The sequence below is a fragment of the Novosphingobium sp. genome (assembly GCF_040398825.1).
Taxonomy (GTDB): Bacteria; Pseudomonadota; Alphaproteobacteria; order Sphingomonadales; family Sphingomonadaceae; genus Novosphingobium.
The window spans coordinates 74727-100013 of sequence record NZ_JBBATI010000005.1 but is presented as its reverse complement, the minus strand read 5'-3'; the positions used below and the strand labels follow the sequence as shown (position 1 = coordinate 100013).

At 65.0% G+C, this 25287-nt stretch carries 24 protein-coding genes, 1 tRNA gene and 1 other RNA gene; 8 read left to right on the top strand and 18 right to left on the bottom strand.

What is annotated here, in order from left to right; genetic code table 11:
- The 3 genes from pyrH to rpsB all read right to left on the bottom strand — a co-directional run bounded on the left by pyrH (nucleotide 1) and on the right by rpsB (nucleotide 2747).
- Nucleotides 1-723, bottom strand: coding sequence for a UMP kinase (gene pyrH / locus ABWP89_RS04610; RefSeq protein WP_353227629.1), 723 nt, complete (start codon nucleotides 721-723; stop codon nucleotides 1-3).
- 188 nt (nucleotides 724-911) lie between these two features.
- Entirely contained in the window at nucleotides 912-1838 is a 927-nt protein-coding gene (gene tsf, locus ABWP89_RS04605) for a translation elongation factor Ts (RefSeq protein WP_353227555.1), read from the bottom strand.
- Between the two features lie 153 nt (nucleotides 1839-1991).
- Nucleotides 1992-2747, bottom strand: a complete 756-nt coding sequence (gene rpsB / locus ABWP89_RS04600; protein WP_353227554.1) for a 30S ribosomal protein S2 — start codon at nucleotides 2745-2747, stop codon at nucleotides 1992-1994.
- Nucleotides 2748-3355: 608 nt separating this feature from the next.
- Between rpsB and ABWP89_RS04595 the strand changes: the two genes are divergently transcribed.
- On the top strand, nucleotides 3356-3673 hold the full coding sequence (locus ABWP89_RS04595; RefSeq protein WP_353227553.1) for a hypothetical protein: 318 nt from the start codon (nucleotides 3356-3358) through the stop codon (nucleotides 3671-3673).
- Here ABWP89_RS04595 and ABWP89_RS04590 read toward each other — a convergent pair.
- Both ABWP89_RS04590 and ABWP89_RS04585 read right to left on the bottom strand, forming a co-directional pair.
- On the bottom strand, nucleotides 3624-4397 hold the full coding sequence (locus ABWP89_RS04590; RefSeq protein ID WP_353227628.1) for a CDP-alcohol phosphatidyltransferase family protein: 774 nt from the start codon (nucleotides 4395-4397) through the stop codon (nucleotides 3624-3626). The genes ABWP89_RS04595 and ABWP89_RS04590 overlap by 50 nt on opposite strands.
- A gap of 128 nt (nucleotides 4398-4525) precedes the next feature.
- Nucleotides 4526-5275, bottom strand: coding sequence for a phosphatidylserine decarboxylase (locus ABWP89_RS04585; RefSeq protein WP_353227551.1), 750 nt, complete (start codon nucleotides 5273-5275; stop codon nucleotides 4526-4528).
- 146 nt (nucleotides 5276-5421) lie between these two features.
- Between ABWP89_RS04585 and ABWP89_RS04580 the strand changes: the two genes are divergently transcribed.
- Complete coding sequence (locus ABWP89_RS04580; RefSeq protein WP_353227550.1) at nucleotides 5422-6678, top strand: MFS transporter; 1257 nt, start codon at nucleotides 5422-5424, stop codon at nucleotides 6676-6678.
- A 6-nt stretch (nucleotides 6679-6684) separates the two neighbouring features.
- On the opposite strand, the gene ABWP89_RS04575 is transcribed toward ABWP89_RS04580, so the two are convergent.
- The 3 genes from ABWP89_RS04575 to ABWP89_RS04565 form a co-directional block, all read right to left on the bottom strand.
- A complete protein-coding gene (locus ABWP89_RS04575; protein WP_353227548.1) occupies nucleotides 6685-7176 on the bottom strand; it encodes a hypothetical protein in 492 nt (163 codons plus the stop codon).
- Between the two features lie 122 nt (nucleotides 7177-7298).
- The gene (locus tag ABWP89_RS04570; RefSeq protein WP_353227547.1) at nucleotides 7299-8234 is read right to left on the bottom strand and encodes a DMT family transporter; all 936 of its coding nucleotides are present in this window, start codon (nucleotides 8232-8234) and stop codon (nucleotides 7299-7301) included.
- A 101-nt stretch (nucleotides 8235-8335) separates the two neighbouring features.
- Nucleotides 8336-8421, bottom strand: a tRNA-Tyr gene (locus ABWP89_RS04565).
- A gap of 178 nt (nucleotides 8422-8599) precedes the next feature.
- Between ABWP89_RS04565 and rlmB the strand changes: the two genes are divergently transcribed.
- Nucleotides 8600-9448 carry a 23S rRNA (guanosine(2251)-2'-O)-methyltransferase RlmB gene (rlmB, locus tag ABWP89_RS04560; RefSeq protein WP_353227546.1) on the top strand — a complete coding sequence of 283 codons (849 nt, stop codon included), beginning with the start codon at nucleotides 8600-8602 and terminating at the stop codon, nucleotides 9446-9448.
- Nucleotides 9449-9464: 16 nt separating this feature from the next.
- Nucleotides 9465-10367: a hypothetical protein gene (locus ABWP89_RS04555; protein ID WP_353227545.1), complete on the top strand. Its 903-nt coding sequence runs from the start codon at nucleotides 9465-9467 to the stop codon at nucleotides 10365-10367.
- A 141-nt stretch (nucleotides 10368-10508) separates the two neighbouring features.
- Here the strand turns inward: ABWP89_RS04555 and ABWP89_RS04550 are convergent, their stop codons facing one another.
- From ABWP89_RS04550 to ABWP89_RS04530, 5 genes are all read right to left on the bottom strand, one after another.
- A complete protein-coding gene (locus tag ABWP89_RS04550) occupies nucleotides 10509-10781 on the bottom strand; it encodes an HU family DNA-binding protein (protein ID WP_353227544.1) in 273 nt (90 codons plus the stop codon).
- A gap of 299 nt (nucleotides 10782-11080) precedes the next feature.
- Entirely contained in the window at nucleotides 11081-13501 is a 2421-nt protein-coding gene (gene lon / locus ABWP89_RS04545; protein ID WP_353227543.1) for an endopeptidase La, read from the bottom strand.
- Nucleotides 13502-13691: 190 nt separating this feature from the next.
- Entirely contained in the window at nucleotides 13692-14846 is a 1155-nt protein-coding gene (locus ABWP89_RS04540; protein ID WP_353227542.1) for an MlaA family lipoprotein, read from the bottom strand.
- Between the two features lie 392 nt (nucleotides 14847-15238).
- On the bottom strand, nucleotides 15239-15574 hold the full coding sequence (locus tag ABWP89_RS04535; protein WP_353227541.1) for a YbaB/EbfC family nucleoid-associated protein: 336 nt from the start codon (nucleotides 15572-15574) through the stop codon (nucleotides 15239-15241).
- Entirely contained in the window at nucleotides 15571-17424 is a 1854-nt protein-coding gene (locus tag ABWP89_RS04530; protein ID WP_353227540.1) for a DNA polymerase III subunit gamma/tau, read from the bottom strand. The genes ABWP89_RS04535 and ABWP89_RS04530 overlap by 4 nt, the downstream gene beginning before the upstream one ends.
- A gap of 79 nt (nucleotides 17425-17503) precedes the next feature.
- Here ABWP89_RS04530 and ABWP89_RS04525 point away from each other — a divergent pair, with 79 nt between their 5' ends.
- The gene (locus tag ABWP89_RS04525) at nucleotides 17504-18013 is read left to right on the top strand and encodes a DUF4188 domain-containing protein (RefSeq protein ID WP_353227538.1); all 510 of its coding nucleotides are present in this window, start codon (nucleotides 17504-17506) and stop codon (nucleotides 18011-18013) included.
- A 7-nt stretch (nucleotides 18014-18020) separates the two neighbouring features.
- Here ABWP89_RS04525 and ffs read toward each other — a convergent pair.
- From ffs to hrpB, 3 genes are all read right to left on the bottom strand, one after another.
- Nucleotides 18021-18115, bottom strand: an RNA gene (ffs, locus tag ABWP89_RS04520) — signal recognition particle sRNA small type.
- A 60-nt stretch (nucleotides 18116-18175) separates the two neighbouring features.
- Complete coding sequence (locus ABWP89_RS04515) at nucleotides 18176-18454, bottom strand: ETC complex I subunit (protein ID WP_353227536.1); 279 nt, start codon at nucleotides 18452-18454, stop codon at nucleotides 18176-18178.
- 73 nt (nucleotides 18455-18527) lie between these two features.
- Nucleotides 18528-20999: an ATP-dependent helicase HrpB gene (gene hrpB / locus ABWP89_RS04510; protein WP_353227535.1), complete on the bottom strand. Its 2472-nt coding sequence runs from the start codon at nucleotides 20997-20999 to the stop codon at nucleotides 18528-18530.
- 187 nt (nucleotides 21000-21186) lie between these two features.
- Between hrpB and ABWP89_RS04505 the strand changes: the two genes are divergently transcribed.
- The gene (locus ABWP89_RS04505; RefSeq protein ID WP_353227534.1) at nucleotides 21187-21408 is read left to right on the top strand and encodes a hypothetical protein; all 222 of its coding nucleotides are present in this window, start codon (nucleotides 21187-21189) and stop codon (nucleotides 21406-21408) included.
- A 36-nt stretch (nucleotides 21409-21444) separates the two neighbouring features.
- On the opposite strand, the gene ABWP89_RS04500 is transcribed toward ABWP89_RS04505, so the two are convergent.
- Nucleotides 21445-22503: a polysaccharide deacetylase family protein gene (locus ABWP89_RS04500; RefSeq protein ID WP_353227533.1), complete on the bottom strand. Its 1059-nt coding sequence runs from the start codon at nucleotides 22501-22503 to the stop codon at nucleotides 21445-21447.
- Between the two features lie 197 nt (nucleotides 22504-22700).
- Here ABWP89_RS04500 and ABWP89_RS04495 point away from each other — a divergent pair, with 197 nt between their 5' ends.
- Entirely contained in the window at nucleotides 22701-22850 is a 150-nt protein-coding gene (locus ABWP89_RS04495) for a hypothetical protein (RefSeq protein ID WP_353227531.1), read from the top strand.
- A gap of 113 nt (nucleotides 22851-22963) precedes the next feature.
- Nucleotides 22964-23980: an aldo/keto reductase gene (locus ABWP89_RS04490; RefSeq protein ID WP_353227529.1), complete on the top strand. Its 1017-nt coding sequence runs from the start codon at nucleotides 22964-22966 to the stop codon at nucleotides 23978-23980.
- Nucleotides 23981-24265: 285 nt separating this feature from the next.
- On the opposite strand, the gene ABWP89_RS04485 is transcribed toward ABWP89_RS04490, so the two are convergent.
- The gene (locus ABWP89_RS04485) at nucleotides 24266-25279 is read right to left on the bottom strand and encodes a polyprenyl synthetase family protein (protein WP_353227527.1); all 1014 of its coding nucleotides are present in this window, start codon (nucleotides 25277-25279) and stop codon (nucleotides 24266-24268) included.
- Between the last annotated feature and the right edge of the window lie 8 nt (nucleotides 25280-25287).

Here is a 25287-nt window from a genome sequence, read left to right as displayed (position 1 = left end):
TCAGCTGTCCTTCCTGACGATTGTCTGGGTGCCCCTACCGGCCAGAACCTGGGCCAGATTGCCCTGTTCCCGGATCGAAAACACCACGATGGGTATCGCATTGTCACGGCACAGCGCCACGGCCGAAGCATCCATCACCTGCAGATTGGCCGCCAGCACGGTGTCATAATCAATGGTGTCGTAGCGCTTGGCGGCCGGGTCTTTCTTGGGATCGGCGTTGTAGATGCCGTCCACGCTGGTGCCCTTGAACAGCGCATCGCACTGCATTTCTGCCGCGCGCAGCGCAGCGCCGGAATCGGTGGTGAAATAGGGCGCGCCGACGCCGGCGGCAAAGATCACCACGCGGCCCTTTTGCAGGTGGCGTTCGGCGCGGCGGCGGATGACCGGTTCGCACACCGCATCCATCTGGATCGCCGATTGCACGCGCGTATCCACGCCCAGCTTTTCCAGCGCCGATTGCATCGCCAGCGCGTTCATGATGGTGGCCAGCATGCCCATGTAATCGGCCTGGGCGCGGTCCATGCCCTTGGCCGCGCCGGCCATCCCGCGAAAGATATTGCCCCCGCCGATGACCAAGCACAGTTCCAGCCCGGTATCCTTGGCCGCCTTCACCTCCGCCGCCAGGCTCGCCACGAAATCGGTGTCGATGCCGTAGGACAGATTGCCCATCAAGACTTCGCCCGACAGCTTCAAGAGGATGCGCTTGAACGCGAAGGACGGCATGGGGTCGGTCATGGGTTCTCGGGTCTTGTGGTGTGGCAGGGCCGGGTGACGGCGCCCTTATACGCACCGGGCCAAGCGTGCCAAGGGTCGCGCAGGTGTTTTTGATGGCACAAAAATCCCCGCGCTTTTGCAAACGCGGGGATTGATGTCATCCATGGGGCGCAGTCGTACGCCGACAGGTGCCGATATTAACGGATGCCGGCCGCTGCGGCGACTTCGGCAGCGAAATCGGTTACTTCTTTTTCGATGCCTTCGCCCAGCTGGAACCGCACATAATCGACCAGCGCGATTTTCGTGCCGGCGGCCTTGCCCGCGGCCTCGATCACCTGGGCAACCGGCGTCTTGTTGTCCATCACGAACAGCTGCGACAGCAGTGCGTTTTCCTTGGCGTACTTGGCCACCGCGCCATCGACCATCTTGGCCTGCACTTCGGCGGGCTTGCCGCTTTCGGCAGCCTTTTCGGCGGCGATCTTGCGTTCGCGCACGATCAGTTCGGCATCCAGATCATCGGCGGTCAGTGCCAGCGGGAATGCCGCGGCAATGTGCATGGCGATCTGTTTGCCCAACGCTTCCAGCACGTCGGCGCTGGCGGTGGATTCCAGCGCGACCAGCACGCCGATCTTGCCCAGCGCAGGCGCGGCGGCGTTGTGCATATAGGGCACGACCACGCCCTGGTTCACGGCGACATGCTTCAACCGGCGAACCTGCATGTTTTCGCCAATGGTGGCGACATTGCTGGTCAGCTTTTCGGTCACCGTGCCGCCGTCGGGATAGGCAGCAGCCTTCAACGCGTCGATATCCGCGGCTGCCGTGTCGAGCGCCACTTGCGTGGTCTTGCGCACGAAATCCTGGAACTGGTCGTTCTTGGCGACGAAATCGGTTTCCGAATTGACCTCGACCGCGACGCCGTGCGTGCCCGAAACGGCCACGCCAACCAGCCCTTCGGCGGCGGTACGGCTGGATTTCTTGGCGGCGGCGGCCAGGCCCCTGGCGCGCAGCGCGTCAACCGCGGCTTCAAAATCGCCGTCGGTTTCGGTGAGTGCCTTTTTGCAGTCCATCATGCCGGCGCCGGTGCGCTCGCGCAGGTTTTTCACGTCAGCGGCGGTATAAGCCATTGCGTCTGTCCTTTGTGTTTTCGAACAAGTTAGGGCCTGTGTTTCCAAACAGGTGGGGCCGCGGCAACACCTGCCGCGGCCCGTATTCGCAATGCGGGACAGTTTGGTGACGGCGCCAGTCCTGGCGCTGGCAGCCCTGCCCGTCTGGCAAACTTATGCCTCGACCACTTCTTCGGCGATCGGTTCATCCATCGCGCCAAGGTCAACACCCGACTGGATCTGCGCATCACGTCCACCGCGCGTGGCAGCCGCGGCCACCGCATCGCAATACAGACGCACAGCGCGGCTGGCATCGTCGTTGGCCGGGATCGGGAATGCGATGCCATGCGGGCTAACGTTCGAATCGAGGATGGCCACGACCGGGATACCCAGCACGTTGGCTTCCTTGATTGCCAGTTCTTCCTTGTTGGCGTCGATCACGAACATCACGTCGGGAATGCCGCCCATGTCGCGGATGCCGCCCAGCGACAGCTCCAGCTTGTCGCGTTCGCGCGTCAGCTGCAGCACTTCCTTTTTGGTCAGGCCGGTGGTGTCGCCCGACAGCTGTTCTTCCAGCGACTTGAACCGCTTGATCGAACCCGAAATGGTCTTCCAGTTGGTGAGCATGCCGCCAAGCCAGCGGTGGTTGACATAGTGCTGGCCGGCAGCGCGTGCGGCCTGGGCAATCGGTTCCTGCGCCTGGCGCTTGGTACCGACAAACAGCACTTTGCCGCCGTTCTGGACCGTTGCGGAAATGAATTCCAGCGCGCGCGCAAACAGCGGCACGGTCTGTGACAGGTCAAGGATGTGGATGCCGTTGCGCGCGCCGAAAATGTACGGCTTCATGCGCGGGTTCCAGCGATGGGTCTGGTGGCCAAAATGGGCCCCGGCCTCAATCAATTGCTGCATCGTGACGACTGGTGCCGCCATAGGATAATTCCTTTCCGGTTAGGCCTCTGGGCGGAAGGAACCCCAGGCATCGCGCGTGGGGCACCGGTATGAGATCCGCCCATGTGGATTTTCACTTGGGGTTGGCCGTACAGTATTGATCCGTGCTGGACTGCAGCGAATCACCGTGCGGCTGACCGCGCCGGTAGCCGCTTGGCCCGTGCAAATCCAGCATAAATCGGCATACCTGCGAATCAGTTCGCATGCGTCCGGATGCCGTTCCGCTACGTAACGGTCCGCAACGGAGCGAAAAATGCGATACGTTTTCAGGAATTTGCGTCAGACCTTGGGCAGCGCAGCAGAATGGCGCTTGACGCATTAGAACAAAAGTGGAACAAACGGATCACCGCAAAGGGTCGGGCCTGACTCCGCACGGCGACGTTATCCACAGATCATCCACAGGGTGTCAACCCGGTTTTGCGCGATCCGCGCATCGCCCCTGCTTTGCCAGGCGGGCTGGTGTGCGGACGAGACGACGACTGACCGAATTGAGGCCTGAAATTTTGTAAAACAGTATTGTTTTCACGCGATTTTGGTTTTCCCGTGCGGGTTTTGCGGGACACACGATCGCCGAACGGGGAACCACGGTGATGTTCGGATTGTTTGCCATGCTTGTGTTTGCGACCGCCGGTATCGCCGGGGTTGCGGTGATCGGGTCCAGCGTACGCGGCGCCTTGCCGATGGTGCGCCATCTGGCGGCAGAACGGCGCGCGCTGGCGGATGACCGGGTCTATCTGTTCTCGCTGATCGAAACCCCGCGCCATGCCGGCTCGTGCGCGCCAGTGGCCGCCGCGCTGTCGCCCCAGTCCACGCTGACGGCGCCCGCAGGCACAGCCCGCATCGCCGCCACGGCGACGGTCAATCGGCGCGCCCGTTCGTTGCCCGTACCGCTGCGCGCTGCCGCATGACCCGCCGATAGCGCAGCACGCCGACCGGCAACAGCGCGACATAAACGGCGCATATCCCGACGAGCGTCCACCACGGTTCCGTCAGCAAAGCGGCAACCACCAGCCCGATCAGCCCGATCACCTCCAGCCGGATCGATCGGCGCGGGCGCAGCGCCACCCAGCCGAGCGTGGCGGTGTTGGAAATCATCAGAAACGCGATGGCCATGATCCACAGGCCGACCGCAAGCGGGGCGCGGAATTCATCGCGCCCGCTGGCGATCCACAGGTAGAGTGGCATCATCGCCAGTCCGGCCCCCACCGGCGCCGGCACACCGGTCAGAAACCCGGCGCTTTTGTGCGGCTGTTCGGCCATGTCGATCTGCGCGTTGAAACGCGCCAGCCGCAGCGCGCAGCATACTGCCAGCGCCAGCGCGGCATACCAGCCAAACCGCGGCGCCTGTTGCAGCGACCACAGATAGACAATCAGCGCCGGCGCCACCCCGAATGAAATGGCATCGGACAGGCTGTCAAGCTCGGCGCCAAACCGCGACTGCGCGCGCATTGCCCGCGCCACCCGGCCATCCAGACCATCCAGCACACCGGCCAGAATGACTGCGAGCACCGCCGAATGAAAATCCGCACCGATGGCAAAGCGGATACCGGTCAACCCGCAACACAGCGCGGCCGAGGTGATCGCATTGGGCACCAGCGCACGCAAGGTCAGCCCACGCGGCAGCCGCCGCATGCCAAATTCATAACCGCTGTCGTCCCCATCATCATCATGCTGATCGGGGTCGCGCTGATCGGCCTGCAACGCGATGCCAGCGATTACCGTTTGCGGATCACCGTCCACGTCGCCCTCTGGCACCCGGGTCATTGCCGCACGCCTTCGATCACTGGCGCCTGGCCCAGTTCCGCCAGCACGGTTTCGCCTGCCACCACGCGTTGGCCGATCAACACCCTGGGTTCGGTCCCTTCGGGCAGATAGACATCCACCCGGCTGCCGAACCGGATCAGCCCGATCCGCTGGCCGACCGCGACGATGTCGCCGCCCTTCACAAACGGCACGATCCGCCGCGCGATCAGCCCCGCAATCTGGGTAAAGCCGATCTGCAATCCGTCGCCGCGTTCGATCAGGAAATGCTGACGCTCGTTCTCTTCGCTAGCTTTGTCGAGATCGGCATTGAGAAACCGGCCGGGGATATAGACCACCCGCCGCACCGTGCCGCCGATCGGCGCGCGGTTGATGTGGACATCGAACACCGACATGAAAATCGACACCCGCGTCAGCAGCGCACCGCCCAGCGGAATGACACCGGTACCATCGTGGGCCGAAAGTTCGCGCGGCGGCGGCACTTTCTGGATCAGCGTGATCAGACCATCGGCCGGTGCGATGATGAAACTGTCATCGCGCGGGGTAACCCGTTCAGGATCGCGAAAAAACGCAAACACCCCCAGCGTCAGCAGCACCATCGGCCAGGCAATTATCCCCCAGCCGAAAAACCCGATGACCGCGGTGGCAACTGCCGCAATCGCCCCGAATTTGCGACCTTCGGGGTGGATCGTGGGCCAGCTCCAGCCGGCAGTACCGCGACCACGGTTGTCTGTAATATCTCCGGGCATGGCGGGCTCATAGTCGATGGCGAGGGAAATGCCAAACCCCGGCTGCCGCCCGCCTTTTTTGCGTGGCCCGCTGGCACCCTCTTGCCGCGTTGCAAACGCGCGGTACGCTGCACCCACCCAAGCTACAGCGGAACAAGGCAGTTTCAATGCCCGCACACAGCGACCCGATTGCCGATCCTGCAGATGATACCGGCCTGCCCGTGCTTCACCGGTTGTGGGTGCTGATGCCCCTGCTCGCGCCTTTCGGCATCAGCATCGGTTTCATCGGCGTCACGCTGGGCTTTCAGCTGCAGGCTGCGGGGATGGCGATCGGGCTGGTCACCGCGATAGTGGCCGCCGCGATTGGTACCCAGTCGCTGAAATTCCTGTGGGCGCCGCTGGTCGACACGCTGCTAACCCCGCGTCTGTGGTACGCAATCGGGCTGGTGCTGGTGATCACGACCATGATCATCACCTGCATCCTGCCGCGCACCAACGCCATGGTACCGTTCTATATGCTGTTGGCGGTGGCAAGCGCGGTGGGCAGTTCCCTGACCAGCATGGCGGCAGAAGTGATCATGACGCGCTGTGTCCATCCGTCCCGGCGCGGCACGGCGAGCGGCTGGTCGCAGGCCGGCAATGTTGGCGGCACCAGCATTGGCGGTGGGCTGGGGCTGGCTGTGGCGCAGCATGTGGCGTCTCCAGTGATGCCCGCGCTTGTGCTCGGGGTGATCTGCTTGGGCTGCATGGCCTGCCTGTGGCTGGTTCCCCGGATCGTGCGTGGCAACGAACGGCTGGCCTATGCCGCCCGCCTGACCGAAGTGGGCCGCGACGTAATCACGGTGGTGCGCACCCGCACCGGCATGCTGGCGCTGGTGCTGATGCTTTTGCCGATCGCATCGGGAGAGGCGCCGTTCCAGCTGATCGGGGCGCAGTGGCAGGTTGGCGGGGACATGATTGCGCTGTTTTCGGGCACGCTGGGCGGGTTGACCTCGGTGGTGGGGGCCTTGATCGGCGGATACCTGACCGACCGCCTGGGTCCGCGCACCACGTATATCGGTGCGGGGCTGGCCAGCGGGCTGGTGGCCACGGCCATGGCCTTGGCCCCCCACACGCCGATCGCCTTTCTGGTGGGCGTGTTGTCTTATTCGGTGCTGATCGGCGGGGGCTATGCCGCCTATTCCGCGGTCGTGCTCGAAGCGATCGGGCGGCGTTCCGCGGCAACCAATTTCAATCTGATGTCGGCAATGTCCAACGTGCCGCTGGCCGCGATGACCGCGTTTGACGGGTGGATGGTCGATGCCCATGGGACCAGCGCGATGTTGTTCGGTGAACTGTGGTTGCAGGCGCTGGCAGCGGCGGGATTCGGCCTGTTCGTGCTGGCCACCCGGCCCCGCGCAGTCCCCCGCACGGCGCCGGCCTGATCGCCGTTACGACTTGGCCTTGGCCTTCGTCGCCGCGGTGGGGCACGCCGTGGCCATGCGGTGATGGTGATGGTGGCGATGCATTCGCCGCGCCGCCCTGGCATGCTCCAGCCGGTGGATGCGCTGTTCCAGCGCGCTGATACGCCCATCCACACCCTGGCCGGCCGCAAGCGCCGCCTGGGCCGAACTGCCCGCACCCTGCGCCGTGGCGGCCGCGCCATCGGCCGTGCCCTGCGCGTGCTGGGCCGCATTCATGGCGGCATCCGCGCTGCCTTGCGCATGTTGCGCCGCATCGCCAGCTGCGCCCGCGCGTGCCATCGCGGCGTCAGCGGCTGCCTGCGCCCGTTTGACCGAACCGGTGGTGGCACATCCGGCAAGCGCCAGTGGCAGCAGTGCCGCGACAAGAATCACGGGCGGTAAGCGGCGTCCGATTGGGGCCTGGGCAAAAACAGGGTGCATGCGACCGTCCTTTCCTGATGTCATCGCGTTCGACGGCATCTGATTGCTCTGCCAGACTTGTCGCGCTGATGAACAGGATTGGTTCGTTCCAACCAACGATCGACCGCCAAGGGCGCTTTGACGCAGCGGACGATGAACCGCCCCGGTTATGCGACGCACCGTCAATCGGCCGTACGGCACGCCTCATCGACCAATGGCGCGGCGGCCTGGCCCTTGTTCGCGCTGGTCCACAGATACCACGCGACTGCACCCAGCACGACCGAGCCGCCCACCAGCACCGCCGGCCCCGGCGCCTCGGCAAAGGCCAGCCACACCCAGAATGGCCCCAGCACGACATCGAGCATGGAAATGAACCCGACCTCGCCCGGCGGCACGCGCCGCCCGCCTTCCAGCGCCAGCACATAGGCAAACCCGGTGGTCAGCGCCCCGTAAAAGGCGCAGGACAGCAATTGCAGCGTTGACGGAATCATCCATTGTGCAAACGGCAGCATCAGTGGCACGCACAGCGCCGCAGCACAGGCATTCAGGACCATGACATCGACCCGGCCATAGCGGCGGATCGCCACCAGTTGCCAGGCAAAGCCGCTGGTCATCACCAATGCCGCGGCAATCCCGGCCAGATCGCCCGCACCGGTCGAAGCGCCGGCCATCACCAGGATACCGCCCGCCGCCAGCGCGCCCGCCACCAGAAACCGCGCACTGACGCGTTCACGAATCCAGAAAAATGCGATCGCCGTCCCGATAAACGGCAGCGCGGCATAGACGGTCATGACATTGGCCACCGTGGTCAGCCGCAGCGACAGCACATAGGCGGTGCCCGATATCACCGAGGTGCACACGAACAGCAGCCCAACCCAACCGCTGCGCATACCCGCGGCCAGCCGTGCCGGCCCTCCGCGCGCCAGCGCCAGCGCGCCCAGCGTCAGCGCGCCGAACAGCGACCGCCACAGCACCAGCGTGGGCGTATCCAGCGTTGCCAGACGCACAAACACCCCGGCCGTGCTCCACAACACCGCCGATGCCACGACCATGGCAATCCCGCGCCGGCGTTCGGAGCGGTCGATTGCCGGTGATGATCCTGATGTTGCTGTGGCCACCGCTGCGCTCCTGTCACCGTTGCGCGCGCCCTCCGCATGGCGGCGCGGCGCGGCTGGGCTTACCTTTCAAGGCGGCTGGGCAATGCCTTACAATGATCTGATGGTGGACAGGGCTAGATTCGAACTAGCGTACGCTCTCGCGGGCAGATTTACAGTCTGCTGCCATTAACCACTCGGCCACCTGTCCACACCAGATCCGCTGGTACCGGGCCCTGGTCGGGGCCTGGCCTGTGCCGCATTGCCAAAGCAAAAAGCGACGCTCCAGCCGAGCGAGGCGTCCCTTTGGCGAAGCGGGGCTTGCCTGTCAATGGGGGGGCTGGCACAGGGCGGAGGAATTTTCCGCGATTACGAAAGCATACCTTGCCATGGCCCCGCCGCAACGACCATCCGATAACCGCCCCGACGGTACCCGCGCCAAATCATCGCTGCGCGGCCGCGAAGGACGCATGAAAACCGGCGGACGCGGGTCCGGTAAGGGCACCGGCGGCGCGATACGCCTGTGGGGGCGCCATGCGGTGGAGGCGGCGCTGACCAACCCCGAACGCGATGCCAAAAAACTGTGGGGCACGCGCGAAGCGATTGCAGAAATGCTGAACCATCACGATGCCGATCTGCCCGTGTCGTTGCCGGTCGAATATGCGCAGGCCGCCGATCTGGGCCGGCTGGTCGCGCGCGACGCGCCGCATCAGGGCCTGGTGCTCGATTGCCTGCCGCTGGATGATCTGTCGCTGGATGATGCACTGGAAGAGGCACGCGGCCGTACCGTGGTGGTGCTGGACCAGGTGACCGACCCCCACAATGTCGGCGCCATCCTGCGCAGTTGTGCGGCCTTTGATGTCGCCGCGCTGATCACGCAGGACCGCCACGCCCCGCCCGAATCCGGCACGCTGGCCAAATCGGCATCGGGCGCATTGGAAATCGTGCCGTGGGTGCGCGTGGTCAACCTGTCGCGCGCGCTGGATATCCTGTCAGAGGCGGGCTATTGGCGCATCGCGCTGGATGGCAAGGGCAAACAGGCGTTCCCCCAGGCGCTGCCCAGCGGCCCGGTGGCGCTGGTGCTGGGCGCCGAAGGGGAAGGCATCCGGCACAATGTGATGCAGCATTGCGATGCGATCGCCCGCCTGCCGATCGGCGGCGCGATCGAAAGCCTTAACGTCTCGACGGCGGCGGCGGTTGCGCTGTATGCTGCGGCGATCCGCGAAACACCCGAATAGATCAGGAGAAGGCCGCATGAACCGCTGGGCGCTGGCTATGCTGGGGGTGTTGTCGGTCATGCTGGCCGGGTGCCTGATGCTGCCCGGGCGGTTCGACAGCGCGCTGGACTGGCGCCGTGATGGCACCTTCCATTTCCGCTATACCGGCGAAGTGGTGTTCCTGCCGTTGACCCAGGCGGCAAAATCGCATGCCGTGCCAACGGCATCATCCACCGCGCACGCCGAAGAACAGACCGCAGAACAGACCGAGGTGTTTGCCGAAGAAAACTGCAGCGATACGCACAGCGGTGAACCGCGTGCCTGCACCGCGGCAGAGATCGCCGCGCAGCGCCGCGCGTGGCAGGCGCGCAAGACACATGCGCCCAGACCTTTGGGCGCCAAACCATCGGATGAGGCGCAGGCCAGTGCGATGATGGCGATGCTGGGCGGGATAGACCCCGGTGATCCGCGCGCTGGCCCGGCGTTTGCCGATGCGCTGCGCCGGCAGGCCGGCTGGCGCAAGGTGGTGTCAAAGGGCAACGGCGTGTTCGAAGTGGAATACGACATTGCCGGGCGGCTGGACCACGACTTTACCTTTCCCACTGTCGAACATGTGCCGATGATCATGCCGTTTGTTGCCGTCACACGCCACGCCGATGGATCGGTGCGGGTGGAGGCGCCCGGTTTTGCGCCCGGTTTCGGCAATATCGGCGCCCTGGGCGGCGGGCTGCCGATGGGCGGCGGGTCGGTCAACCCGATGGATGGCGCGCTGAAAGGCCTGCCCAAGACCGACGGGGTGTTTACCGTGACCACCGACGGCGTGATTGCCACCAACAACACCGAAGATGGCCCCACCGCCAGCACCGGATCGCAACGGCTGACCTGGAAAGTCGGCATCGGCCACGCCGCCGCACCCGCCGCGCTGATCCGGCCGAACTGAGCGCCTGGCTGACCGCAGCGGGCACAAAAAAACCGCGTTCGGCGTGGCCGTGGCGCGGTTTTTTTGGTGTCGGTGACCCGGGTTCAACACCCGGACCAGGCCGCCAGAGTCTTGGTTGAACGCGTCTTGGTTGAACGCGTCTTAGTTGACGGCGTCCTTCAGGCCTTTGCCGGCCTTGAACTTCGGCTGAGCCGAAGCCTTGATCGACATCGGTTCACCCGTGCGCGGGTTGCGGCCGGTCGAAGCTTTGCGCTTGGCCACCGAAAACGTGCCGAAACCGACCAGGCGTACTTCGTCGCCCTTGGCCAGCGCACCGGTGACCGCCTCAAACACGGCTTCGACCGCCTTGGTCGTGTCACCCTTGGTCAGGCCGCTTGCGTCGGCAACAGCGCTGATCAGATCGTTCTTGTTCATACCGGGAACCCCCTACTCTGCTATTGTTCAGGTTGTTTGTGCGTCGGAATCATTATCTAAGGTTGGCGGACATGAACGGGAAACCACGCCCCTGTCAAAGGCAAAAGCGACCGATTGGCGTGAATTATCCCCGGATTCCGGGCGATTCCGCCTCGGCAATGGTTTGTGTGTAACAGGGCGCCGCAATTTGGTCGTCAAACCACGCACAAATCCACCATCGCAAGGCGCCGTCATGCCGCACCCCCGCGCTGCAACAGGCAGCACGGGGGTGCGATTGTACCGATCCCTGGCGGGGTCGATCAGTGCGCGGTGGGTGGTACGACCAGCGCCGGCCCTTGTGTGGCAGGCTGGCTGGCCAGATCATCGGCCTCGGTCCATTCGATCGGCTCCACCCGCGAAACCAGCGCCAGCGCCAGCACTTCGTCGACATGGCTGACCGGGATGATTTCCAGCCCGTTCAACACATTGGCGGGGATTTCGGCCAGGTCCTTGCGGTTTTCCTCAGGAATCAGCACCGTGGTGATACCGCCACGCAGCGCCGCCAGCAGCTTTTCCTTCAGACCCCCGATGGCCAGCACCCGCCCGCGCAAGGTGACTTCGCCGGTCATCGCCAGGTCGGCGCGCACCGGGATGCCGGTCAGCGTCGATACCATGGCGGTGACCATGCCGATCCCGGCGCTGGGGCCATCCTTTGGCACCGCGCCTTCGGGCAAGTGGATGTGCAGGTCCTTGCGGTTGAAGATCGACGGCTTGATGCCATAGCTGGGCCCGCGCGACTTGACGAAGCTGAACGCCATCTGGACGCTTTCGCTCATCACTTCGCCCAGTTTGCCGGTGGTCTTGACCGTGCCCTTACCCGGCACTGTCACGCTTTCGATCGTCAGCAATTCACCGCCGACTTCGGTCCAGGCCAGCCCGGTAACCGCACCAACCTGGTTTTCGTCGTCCGACATGCCGTGGCGGAATTTGCGCACCCCGGCAAAATCGGCAAGGTTTTCGGGGGTGATGGTCACCGCCGCCTTGCCATCAACAACGGCCTTGCCTTCCAGAATGCGCCGCAGCGATTTGCGCGCCAGCCGCGCAATTTCGCGTTCCAGCGTGCGCACCCCGGCCTCACGCGTGTAATAGCGGATAAGGTCGCGCAGCGCGTCGTGTTCCAGCGTGAATTCGCCTGGTTTCAACCCGTGCGCGGCCACCTGCTTGGCCACCAGATGACGCTCGGCGATTTCCACCTTTTCATCCTCGGTATACCCTTCGAGCCGGATGATCTCCATCCGGTCGAGCAGCGGTTGCGGCAGGTTGAGGCTGTTGGCGGTGCACACGAACATCACGTCGGACAGATCGACGTCGATTTCCAGATAGTGGTCCTGGAACTTTGCGTTCTGTTCGGGGTCCAGCACTTCCAGCAGTGCCGATGCCGGATCGCCACGGAAATCCTGCCCCAGCTTGTCGATTTCATCGAGCAGAAACAAGGGATTCATCGTTTCCGCCTTGCGCAGGTTGGTCACGATCTTGCCCGGCAGCGAACCGATATAGGTGCGGCGGTGGCCACGGATTTCCGCTTCATCACGCACGCCGCCCAGCGATTGGCGGATGAACTGACGCCCGGTAGCCTTGGCCAGCGATTTGCCCAGGCTGGTCTTGCCCACGCCCGGCGGGCCAACCAGACACAGGATCGGGCCTTTCAGCTTGTTGGTGCGCGCCTGCACCGCCAGATATTCGATGATCCGGTCCTTGACCTTGTCCAGCGCATAGTGATCGGCATCGAGTACGCTTTGCGCGGTGCTGATGTCCTTTTTCAGCTTGCTGCGCTTGCCCCACGGCAGGCCCAGCAACACGTCGAGGTAATTGCGGATCACCGTCGCCTCTGCGCTCATCGGCTGCATGCCTTTCAGCTTTTTCAGCTCGGCATTGGCCTTGGCGCGCGCGTCTTTTGACAGTTTGAGCTTGTCGATCTTGTCCTGCAGCTCGTCCAGTTCGTTGGCGCCGCCTTCATCGCCGCCGCCCAGTTCGGACTGGATCGCCTTCATCTGTTCGTTCAGGTAATATTCGCGCTGGGTCTTTTCCATCTGGCGCTTTACGCGGCCACGGATCTTGCGTTCGACCTGCAGCACGCCCAGTTCGCCCTCCATGAACGAGAGCACCATTTCCAGCCGCTTCAACGCGTCGCCTTCGGACAGCACGGCCTGCTTGTCAGACACCTTGGCGGCCAGATTGGCGGCAACCGCGTCGGCCAGTTTGCCGGCATCGTCGATTTCGCCCAGTTGCGATCCGGCATCCTGCGGCAGTTTTTTCGACAGTTTGGCATATTCGCCGAACTGTTCGACCACCTGGCGCATCATCGCCGACACTTCTGCGCCGGTCACCACCACCGGTTCAATCGGTTCGACCCCGGCCACCAGCATCGCGCCATGCGCGCCGGATTCGGCGGCCAGATCGGCCAGTCGCGCGCGCTGGTGCCCTTCGACCAGCACGCGAACGGTGCCGTCGGGCAGTTTCAGCAGCTGCAGCACTTTGGCAATGACGCCGGTGTCGTACAGGTCATCGTGATCGGGGTCATCGATGCCGGGATCAAGCTGCGCCAGCAGAAAAATGTCCTTGGCGCCGCCCATCGCCGCCTCAAGCGAGGCAACCGATTTTTCGCGCCCGACAAACAGCGGCACGACCATCCCTGGGAAAACCACGATATCGCGCAGCGGCAAAAGAGGGTAATGTTGCATGGGAGTTCCGGTTCCTTTCCCCCGCAGCCATGGGCCCGATCATGCGGCCAGAACCGCGTGCCCGGGCCGTCGCATCACGGGGCCAGACCGGGATATGGGATCGCGATGCGGCCGCCGCAATGCCCTATCCCCAAAGACGGTTGACAAGGGTGGAGTTTCAGCCGCCGCCGGGCAAAAATTGCCCGATTGGTCAGTGCCCGGCCGGCAGCGGTTGCACCACGGGCTGTGATACAAACACCGGCGGCAGCGGTGCGACCGGCGCCGGTGGCGCGACAGGCGGTGATGCGTCAGATGGCGGCGGCGGCGCGGGTGCGGCAACCGGGGTGGCGGGCGTTGGCGCTGGCATTGCTGCATCAGCCTCGGGATGGAGCGGCTTGGCAAACACGCCGATGCCTTCTTCACCCCCGGCCAGCGGACCGCGCCCGTGCAGCGCCTCAATCTCCTGGAACCGGGTTTTCATATAGAGCTGGCGATAGCTGCTATAGGCGTTGCCGCCTGCACGCATCTTGTTCAGATCGTCATCAATGGTCACACGGTAATCGAGCTGTGTGATGATGCCCGACGCGGTGACGTAATAATAGTTTTTGAATATTCTGGGTGCGATTCCGGGCAGCACCGCCTGGCTCAGCAGCGTGCCCACCAGATCGCGCAGCGTGGTCGGGCCGACCAGCGGCAGAAACAGATAGGGCCCCGGACCGATCCCCCAATAGCCGAACGTGTTGCCAAACCCGTTAAAGCGGTAATGCAGGTTGAACGGCTTTTTCTTGGCCACATCGACCAGCCCGGCCACGCCGATGGTGGAATTGATGCCGAACCGCGCAACCGTCCTGACCGCGCGCCCGGGGTGCAGTTGCAACATGTCGTTGATGGCGTTGACCGGTTCGGTCAGGTTGTAAAAAAAATTGTGCAGCCCACTGCGCACCGGCGGCGGCAGCGCATCGCGGTAGAGATGCGCGACCGGGCCCACAAACGCCTTGTCCACCCCCTCCATCACCGCGAACGAGGTCTTGTTCAGGGCCAGCACCGGGTCAATTTTCAGCGTGTTGTGCGCGCCGGACACCACGATTTCGCCATTGGCCGGGGCCCTGACGGCAGGGGCTGTGGCGGATGATGGCGCCGCGGCGGAAGGCAGCACTGACGGTTCTGCAGACGGCGTCACCGTACCTGATGGTGGAGCCGTCTGGCTGGCGTCCGGGCCGATCGCGTCGCTGTCGGACACGTCGGCCAGCGCCAGGGTGACGGTCGGCGCGGGGGCCATCACAGGGACAGTCACGGGTTCGTTCAACGCGGTGGCCGGCGCCGATGTGGCAATTGATGCCGCGATGGCGGCAGTCGTCAGAATCAAAACGGGTCCTTTCGCCGCGCCAGGTGGCGCGGGTTCCGGACAGGCGGGGGACTGCCCGGATCAATTCGCAGGCGCGGCATCGCAGTTTGCGACTCGTCGCGACGTTGCGCGCGACCGCGATGGGCGCTGGTGCAATAGCATCATGCCGTCAAAAATCAGTATGATTTATGGCATAAAGTGTAACAGACCGCCGCGTGCCAGGCCCTTTTTAACGCAGGTGCAGCATAGCCGTGGTCTGCTCCAACGGCAGCCGTCTGTTGCTTTGACTCATCGGTTGGCATGCACCGGCAGCGGCGGAGGACGGAGGTGCCGGTGCGATTGCACAGGACCACTCCCCCGCGCACGGTGCGCCATACGGTATAGTCCCGGACAGAATGCCCGGCAAGATCAGGTTAAAACGGCAGTTTGAAACCCGGTGGAATGCCCGCGGCCATTTGCACTTTCTGCATTTCGGCGGCGGCAGTGGCGTCGGCGCGGGTGCGCGCATCGTTGAACGCGGCGGCGACCAGATCCTCCAAAATGCCCTTGTCCGCCACCACCAGCAGGCTGTCATCGATCGCCACGCCGATCACGCGCCCTTTGGCAGAGGCGCGGATGCGCACCAGCCCGCCCCCCGCAACGCCCTCAACCTCGATCGCGTCAAGCCGGCCTTGCGCATCTTCCATCTGCTTCTGGATCGTTTCGGCAGCCTTTTGGGCGGCCTGGATCATCTCTTCCATCGATTTCATGCGCGCTTGCTCCACGGTCTGGCACCCGGCTCGGCCGAGCCTGGCTCATTGACAATCTGTGCTGCGGGAAAGGCCGCCAGGACCGCCTTTACCAACGGGTCTTCGTGCATGGCCGCATCCTGCGCGGCCACCTGCGCGGCGCGCGCCTCTTCCAGGCTGGGCGCGGCGATGCCTGCGTCCGGGCCTTCTGCGCGCACGACATCCCAGGCCGATGCGGTCGCCAGTTCCAGCGCGCGGCGCATGTCATTGGTCGGATCGCCGGGGATGCCGGGCGCCAGCGCATAGCGCAGCGTTCCCGGTGCGAGGTCGATCACCCGCACCGCCAGCCGCATGGTCGATCCGACCAGCGGCGCCGATGCCTCTACCTGTTCGACCAGCGCCGCCCAATCGACCGCCGCGCGCGGGCGCGGCGCCGGCGTGCCGGTGGCCACCGGCGCATCACCCGCACCAGCCTGCGCAGGGGCACCGGGTGCGGCGTGCGCGGCATCGCGCAACATGCCCTCGATCTGGCGCACCAGCCCGCCCGGATCGGGCATGTCCGCCGCATGCATCACCCGCAACAGCGCCATCTGCACCGCCGCCAGCGGGTCTGGCGCACTGCGCGCTTCGTCGTATCCCTTCAATGCCAGTTGCCACAGCCGGTGCAGCGGCCCCGCGCCCAGCGTTTTGGCCCAGTGTTCGATTTCCGCGCGTTCGTCTTCGCCAGGGGCATCGCAGGCGCCGGTGACTTGCGCCAGGGTGACCCGGTGCACCAGATCAAGCTGCGCGCGCATCAGCGCGACCGGTTCAACGCCCAGCGCATATTGCCCGGCAATTTCATCAATCAGCGCGCGGGCATTGCCCGCCAGCAGCGCGGCAAACAGCCGCCGCTGCATCGCCCGGTCGGCCAGCCCCAGCATTTCACGCACTTGCGCGGCGTTGACCTGCGTGACGCCGCCATCCACCCCACCCGCAGAGGCCAGATCGGCATGGCTGATCGCCTGATCGAGGATCGACAACCCGTCGCGCACCGATCCTTCGGCAGCGGCGACAATCAACGCCAGCGCCTCATCATCGATCGCCACCGCTTCCTTTTCGCAGATCATGCGAAAATGCGCGGTCAGCACCGGCGCCTCGATCCGCCGCAGATCAAACCGCTGGCACCGCGACAGCACGGTCACCGGCAGCTTTTCCACATCAGTGGTGGCGAACAGGAATTTCACATGCGGCGGCGGTTCTTCCAGCGTTTTCAGCAACGCATTGAACGCGTTCTTGCTCAGCATGTGGACTTCGTCGATGATGTAGATCTTGTAACGCGCGGTCACCGCCATATAGCGCACCGCATCGATCACCGCCCGCATGTCATCGACACCGGTATGGCTGGCGGCGTCCATTTCGATCACATCGATATGCCGCCCTTCGGCGATCGCGCAGCACGGTTCACACACCCCGCACGGGTCGATGGTCGGGCCGCCCTGCCCGTCGGCGCCGATGCAATTCAGCGCCTTGGCAATCAGCCGCGCGGTAGACGTTTTGCCCACACCGCGAATGCCGGTCATCAAAAACGCATGCGCCAGCCGCCCGCGCCGGATGGCGTTGGCCAGCGTCTGCACCATCGCGTCCTGGCCGATCAGTTCGGAAAAGGTCTGCGACCGGTATTTGCGCGCCAGCACGCGATAGGGTTGCGGGGGCGCGGCTACGGCGGACGCGGGCGCAGCAGTGGCGGGCGCAGCAATGGCGGCTGGCACAGATGGCGGTGGCGCAGGATCGCCAAACAGCGCGGATTGCCCGGCCGCCTCCAGCTCGGCGGCGGTCGGGGTGTCATCGTCCGGGCCGGACGGATCGCCAAACATGTCATTGGAATCGGGCATCGCCGTGATAGGTACCGGCTTGGCGGGCGAAAGTCGAATGGATGGTCCCGGATCGTCCACATGCAAAACGGGTGCAGGGATGGCGATGACACAGGTGCAACCGGGGCGGTTGGCCGCCGATCACAACGGCCCCTTGGTGGTGTTTCTGATCGGCATGCGCATCAACCATTTTCACAAGGTCGGAAAATGGCTGCCAGTGGTGCGATCGATGGGCCCGATGCTGAACGAACTGTACCGCGATCCGGCCAGCGGATTTCTGGGCGCGGAAACACTGTTGCAGCCCTGGCGGACCATCATGCTGGTGCAATACTGGCGCGATTTCGACAGTCTGGAACGCTATGCCCGTGCGCGCGACCGGCAGCATTGGCCGGCATGGACCGCGTTCAACCGCGCGGTGGGCAATGACGGCACTGTCGGCATCTATCACGAAACCTATTGCGTGCCGCAGGACGGCCACGAATCGATCTATGCCAACATGCCGCCATTCGGACTGGGCAAGGTCATGGGCACCGCGCCCGCGACCGGATCACGCCTGACCGCACGGCTGCGCATGAAGGCGGTGGCCGGGACGGATGATGCCGGGATATAGAGATGATGGAAAAGGAGCCGGGCGACCCGCCGCTGATCGTTGTGGCTGCTTCCTTCCGGACCTGACCAGGTTGGCGAACGCAAACGTCCACCCGACTCCCGGCGCGGCCTATGACGCCGATGCGCCACAATTGCAAGCCGGGAACGGGCGGCGTGGCCAGTCCTAGCGGAAGTTGTCGGCGTAGCTTTGCAGTTTCAGCCGGCGCGGCGGAGTCGCGGTGACATGTGCGGTGATGCCGTGGCGGTCGGCATAGGCCTGCGCCTCCGCCTGGCTGGCAAAGGTCAGCACCACTTGCGCCTGGGTGTCGCCCGATCCGGCCCAACCGGTCAACGGGTCGGGCTGCCTGGCCTCTGCGGGTGCGAATTCCAGCAACCACTGGTCGGTGCGGGCCCGGCCCGACTGCATGGCGTTTTTGGGGCGCTGATAGATGCGTGCGGTCATGATCTGCGCTTGCGACCAAAGCGCGGCGCAAATCAAGTGTGTTTTTGCGTCGCAGCAAGATTCGCGAGGCGAGTCATTTCTTGCTTTCGCGCTCAAACGCGTTGCGCGTCTTCAAACTGGCGGATTCCGTCCACGGTGTCTCCGGCCAGCGGTGTTTGGGATAGCGGCCCTTCATGTCCTTGACCACGTCGCGCCATGATCCGCGCCAGAATCCGGGCAGATCGGCGGTGGTCTGGATCGGGCTGCCACCGGGCGAGGTCAGCGACAGCAGCAGCGGGCGCGGCGGCTGGCCAATCAGCGGGTGACGGTCCAGCCCGAACAGCGCCTGCACCCGCAATTCCACCGTCGGGCCGCCATCATGGTCGTAATCAATGGCATGGCTGGTGCCGGCGGGGGAGATGAATTCGGCGGGCGCCAGCCGGTCCAGCGTCTGCCGCTGGCCCCAGTCGAGCCGCGCCAGCAGCGCATCGTGCAGCCGCGCCGGCGCAATCGCGAAATCGCGCCGCCCGTCGAGCAGCGGCGCCAGCCACAGTTCGACATCGGCCAGCAGCTGCGATTCAGACAGCGCAGCCAGCCCGGCATGGCGCGCGCGTTCGATCAGCGCGGTCGCGGCCTTGCCCAGCGGCAGCAGTGCCAGCCCGTGGTCGCGCACCGCCATGATCAGCCGCGCGGTGACAGCAGTGCGATCGGGCGCGGGATCGGGCACGCGTGCCAGCACGATCGCACCCAGCCGGCGCTCCACCCGCGCCTCTACCCGGGCGTCATCGGCGTTCCATTCCAGCGTGGTGCGCTGGGTCAGCCGGTGCGGCAGATGGCGCAGCAGATCAGCTTCGTCCAGCGCCAGTGCGGCGGTGATGCGGCTGCCGCGTGCCGACCCTTGCGCATCGCCGATCACCAGCCAGCGCGCGGTCACCAGCGGCGATGCGGTGTCCAGCCGATAGCCGCGCCCGCCCGCCGCCAGCCATTCTTCACCGCTGGACGACCGCGCGCGGGCGATGCGATCGGGGAAAGCCTCGGCCAGCAACACCGCTGGCGGCACATCAACCGGGACCGCTTGCGGCACCAGGTGCAGCGCCGCGCGGGCCCAGCGCTGCGCCAGATCGCGCGCGGCGCCGGCCCGCGCCGACCGGTCGGCGGCCAGGCCATCCAGCCGCCGCGCCAGATCATCGCTGCGCCCGCCCAGCCCGCGTTCCTGCAACAGCAGCGCCAGCCGCGCCGCCATCGCGCACGCATCGCGGCCGCAGCCCGCCGCAAACAGCAGCATGTGCGCCAGCGCGGGTTCCATCGGCAATTGCGCGCAAGCCCGCCCGTGCGCGGTAATCCGCCCGTCTTCATCCACCGCGCCCAGCGCCACCAGCGCCGCGCGCGCCGTCGCCAGCGCGGCAGCGGGTGGCGGGTCCAGCCAGGCCATCGTGCCGGGATCGGCGGCACCCCATTGCGCCAGCGACAATGCCAACGGGGCCAGATCGCTGACCAGCACTTCGGGCGGGGCAAAGCCGGCGCGCCCGGCATGCGCCGCCTCTTCCCACAGGCGATAGGCAATGCCCGGGCCCTGCCGCGCGGCGCGCCCGGCGCGTTGCGCGGCGGCGGCCTGGCTGGCGCGCGTGGTGACCAGCCGGGTCACCCCGGCAGCCTTGTCAAATTCGGCCTGGCGCGACAGCCCGGCATCGATGACCACCGTCACCCCATCCAGCGTCAATGATGTTTCGGCAATGCTGGTCGCCAGCACCACGCGGCGGCGCCCATCGGCATCGCGGCGGATGGCGGTGCGCTGCGCCGCCGGTTCGACCTGCCCGTGCAGCGGCAGGACCAGCGCCTGTGGCAGCCGGCTGGCCAGCAATTCGGCCGTGCGTTCGATTTCGCGCAGTCCCGGCAGGAATGCCAGCATGTCACCGGTGGTTTCGCCCCAGGCGCGCGCGATCGCGGCGGCCGTCTGCGCCTCCACCGGTTGATCGGCGCGCCAACCCAGCCAGCGGATCGCCAGCGGATGGGCCATGCCGGCGCTTTCGATCAGTGGCACCGGCACGCCGGTAGCGCCGGCGATCAGATCGGTAAACCGCGCGCCATCCAGCGTTGCCGACATCACCAGCAGGCGCAGATCGGGGCGCAATACCGTAGCCGCCTCGATGGCCAGCGCCAGGCCCAGATCGGCATCAAGGTGGCGTTCGTGCGCTTCATCGAACAGCACCGCGCTGATCCCGGCCAGTTCGGGATCGTTCAGGATCGTCGCCACGAAAATGGCTTCGGTCATCACCACGATCCGCGTGGCTGCCGACCGCCGGCTGTCCAGCCGGGTGACATAGCCCACCGTCGCCCCGGCCGCTTCGCCCAGTTGTTCGGCCATGCGTTCGGCCGCTGCGCGCGCCGCGACCCGCCGCGGGCTGAGCACGATAACCGTGCCCTGGCACCACGGCTGGCGGATCAGCGCGGGCGCCACGGCGGTGGTCTTGCCCGCGCCCGGCGGCGCGATCAGCACGGCGGCGCTGGTCTGCGCCAGCACGGCCAGCAGATCATCAAGCACATCGTGGATCGGCAATCGGGTCACGGCGACAGCCCATAACCGCGAAATGGCCGCGCCAACAGTGTCGTCGCATCGGCCTGTCGCACTTTTGTACCAAACGCCAGGCCTGCCCCACATGGGCCATTTACGCCCCGAATCCGTGTGTTACTGTCATACAAACGACGCTGGAATCGGGGTGATGGTATTATCACCGCCGCAAGCAGCGATCGCGATGAGAGGTATCGCCATGTTTCTGGATCTGCGCGATCAATGGCCCCCGGTGCCACCACCGACGCCCCGCCCGGCATCGGGGCAGCGCCGGCTGAGCAAGCGTGGCGAACGCATCCTGGGCCTGATCGTGGTGGTCAACCTGGTCGCGCTGATCGTGGCGCCGATCGCCGGCAGTTCGGTGGTAAAGGCGGTGAGCGCGGCGCTGACAGCCCTGCAACGCTAAGGTTGCCGGGCAAGACGGCGCCATGGCCGGCAGAGCTTACTGGCTGTCGAGCCGGTCATATTCCTTCACGATCCCCTTGGGCACGTCCTCGTAATCGTCCCAGGGCAGTTCCTTGTGCAGCGTCAGCGACCAGCGTTCCAGCCATTCGACGCCGTCCTTGCCGACATAGCTGTCAGCGGTCTGATAGGCGGGATCGCGCAGGGCCTGGTCCAGCGTGACCGGTTGCAGGTTTTGCCGCGCCAGTATTGCGGCAAAGCCCTCAAATGTGTCGGCGTTCAGCCGGGTGTCGTGCAACAGCATGACATAGGCAATATCGCGCCCGAACAGTGCCAGCGACCCGCGCCGGTACCAGCCGATGGTACGTTCGGTATAGGCGAGATATTCGTTGCGAATCCGCGCCGCCTCAACCTTGTTGCCGGCCATCACCGCGTTGTCATAGGGTTCGGCAAATTCCCAGTCATCGCAATCGATGGTGACCGGCGCGATGCGATAGCCGTGCGTGGCCAGCCAGTGGTTGATCGGGGCGCGCACAGCCTCGGTATTGCCGGTTTCCAGATAGGGATGGCGAAACCATTGCAGCACGCGGTGGGCGCGCGTCATCATCGGCCGGATCACCGTTTCGCCGCGGGCAATATCCTCGATATAGGCGGCCGCGCCGATCTCGTTGGGGGTTGAATGCGAAAAGGTGTGGTTGCCCAGGTCATAGCCGGCCCTGATCCACCATTTCAGCACGCGAATCTGGCGCTTGCGCACGATTTCGTCCAGCTTGCCTTCGTTGACGAACCCGATCGCGGGAAAATGGTGGCGCTTCAGCCCGCGCAACAGCGCGCGGTTGGTCGCATCCAGATAGGCCTGATCGGGTTTCAGCACGATCCCGGGCAAATCGTCATAGGTCAGCGCCACGGTTGCCAGTGGTGGCGCCGGCGGCTTTACAGCGGCGACGGCCACAGTGTCGGTCACGGCTGCGGGCGCCGGGCGGGCAGTGGCTGGCGCCACACCCGTTCCGACGATGGCAAGTGCGCCTGCCGGCACCGACCGGGCGATGCAGAGCAACAGTTTGCAGAGCAGCGATTTGCCAAAGGGCCAGGTGGGCACGGACGATCCTGTAATACGAGCGGGGCAAGTGGAGAGTACCGGGCCGTATAAACACGTGGATTGTACAATGCAGGGCCTGCCTGGTTCAATTCGTCGAAAATCGGGGAAAACTTGCCCGCGCGAGCCCGGTTTGTGGCAGAAGCGGTGCCGCGTTGGTGATTTTTGCCGGCCAGGACAGGCGCGTTGGAAATAGGGCGATGAAGACCGCGATTACCGTGGTGGCCGATCTGGTGCGGTCGCTGGTGCTCAGCGGCCTGGCCGCTGCCGCCACAGCGCTGCTGATCGGCGCGGTGTCCGCCACGACCACGTGGTGCCTGTGGCGCCTGTGGCGGCGGCCGCGGCGGTGACCGATCGGTGCGCCACCCCTTGACCGCGCGCGGCGATGTCGGGCAATCAGGTTGCAAGCTGCAACGTTCTTGCGCGGCTTAATCGATCAGACCCGATCACGGAGAATTTCCCGATGCAACATCGCCGTCTTGGCACGTCCGCCATTGTCGTGTCCGACATCTGCATGGGCACGATGACCTTTGGCAGCCAGACTGACGAGGCCACCGCGCTGCGCGTGCTGGACCGCAGCTATGACGCCGGCATCAATTTTTATGACACGGCCGAAGGGTATCCGGTGCCGCCCGATACCAAATGGGTGGGCGTGACCGAGGAAATCGTCGGCAAATGGCTGAAAACCAAGCCGCGCGATGCGATCATCCTGGCCACCAAAGTGTCCGGCCCCAGCCATGTCTGGTTCAAAAGCCCCAAGCGCAACGGCATGACCGCGCTGGACCGGCGCAACATCATGGTCGCGGTCGAAGACAGCCTGATCAAGCTGGGCACCGATTACATCGACCTGTACCAGACCCACTGGCCCGACCACGGTACCGCCTATGACGAAACCATGGACGTGCTGGACGAACTGGTGCGCGCCGGCAAAGTGCGCGTGCTGGGCTGTTCCAACGAAACAGCGTGGGGCCTGATGAAATCGATCGCCGCGTCGGAAAAACTGGGCGCGGCGCGCTATCACACCATCCAGAACAATTTCAGCCTGATCAACCGCCGGTTCGAAGATGAGCTGGCGCAAGTCTGTCGCCAGGAAGGGGTCAGCCTGATCCCCTATTCACCCATCGGCGGTGGCGTGCTGGCGACCAAATACAGCGCCGGCGCGCGGCCACAGGGCGCGCGGTTCAGCAACTATCTGGCCATGGGCGGCCGGCAGGAGGCGATGGCGCGTCGCTTTGTCAACGACAAGTCGGTCACCGCCGCCGAACGTTATGCCGCGCTGGCGGCCGAACACGGGATCGACCCGGTAACCTTTGCGGTGGCGTGGTCAAAACAGCACGACTTTGTCGCATCGACCATCGTCGGTGTCAGCAGCGAAGACCAGCTCGATCCGATTCTGGCCGCGATCGACCTGGTTCTGCCCGATGACGCGATGAAGGCGGTCAACGGCATCAGCCGCGAGATCATGTATCCGATGGGCTAGAGCCTGATGACATTAGATTGACCCACCGTGACGGAGCCGATTTTGGCCCAGCGCGAGAAGAGAGGAGGGAGCAATGCGGGCCATTGTGACCGACGATCGACGCTGCGATGGGCCAAAATCGGCCCGCCCCGAAGGGGTTACCCTGAAAAGCCCCGTGGCAGCGTCGCAGCGCTTGTCCGGGCAACCAGCCCGGCCTTCGCGCCGCTCCTCCCCACGGAGCTTTTCAGGGCAATCCCGGTGGGTCAATCTAATGTCATCAGGCTCTAAATGCGGCAGCGGCGGGGATCAGAACCGCCGCGCCACCGCAAATTCGGCCGCTTCGATCATTGCCGCCTTGGCATCGCCACCAGGAAAAGCGGCAATCGCGTCGATCGCGCGCTGCGCATAGTGGCGCGCGCGTTCGCGGGTGGCGTGCACGGCATCATGTTTGCGGATCAGCGTGATGGCGTGCGCCAGATCGGCATCGCTGTTGCGATCCCCGGCGATCGCCTCTTTCCAGAAAGAGCGCTCCGCCTCGTTGCCGCGGGCATAGGCCAGGATCACCGGCAGCGTCATCTTGCCCTCGCGGAAATCGTCGCCGGCATCTTTGCCCATTTCGGCGGTGTCGGAATCATAATCGATGGCATCGTCGGCCAGCTGGAACGCAATGCCCAGGTTGCGGCCATACGAATCGAGCGCCAGCTCTTCCGCTTCGGGCCGTTCGGCCACCACCGCGGCGACGCGGCAGGCAGCGGCAAACAGCGCGGCAGTCTTGCCATTGATAATCGACAGATAGCGTTCTTCGCTGGTTTCGATCTGGCGTTGCGCGACCAGCTGGTCCACTTCGCCCTCGGTAATCACCGCCGCCGCGTTGGACAGGATGCGCAGCACCTTGATCGACCCGTCCTCCACCATCAGTTCAAAACTGCGGCTGAACAGGAAATCACCCACCAGCACGGTGGCCGGATTGCCATAGACGATATTGGCGGTCTGCTTGCCGCGGCGCATGTCGGACCCATCGACCACATCATCGTGCAGCAAGGTGGCGGTGTGGATGAATTCAACCGCGGCGGCCAACTGGTAATGGCGGCTGCCGCCATAGCCGACCAGCGCCGCACCCGCGAGCGTCAGCATCGGGCGCATCCGTTTGCCGCCCCCGGCAATCAGGTGCCCGGCCAGCGTCGGGATCAGCGGGATGCGCGATTGCATCCGGTCAAGGATCACCGCGTTGACACTGTTCATGCCTTCGGCAACGAGCGCCATGAGCGGCTGCAGCGAGGGTGCCCCACGGCGGGGCAGCGGATGGATCGTGGCAGACATCGCCCCAT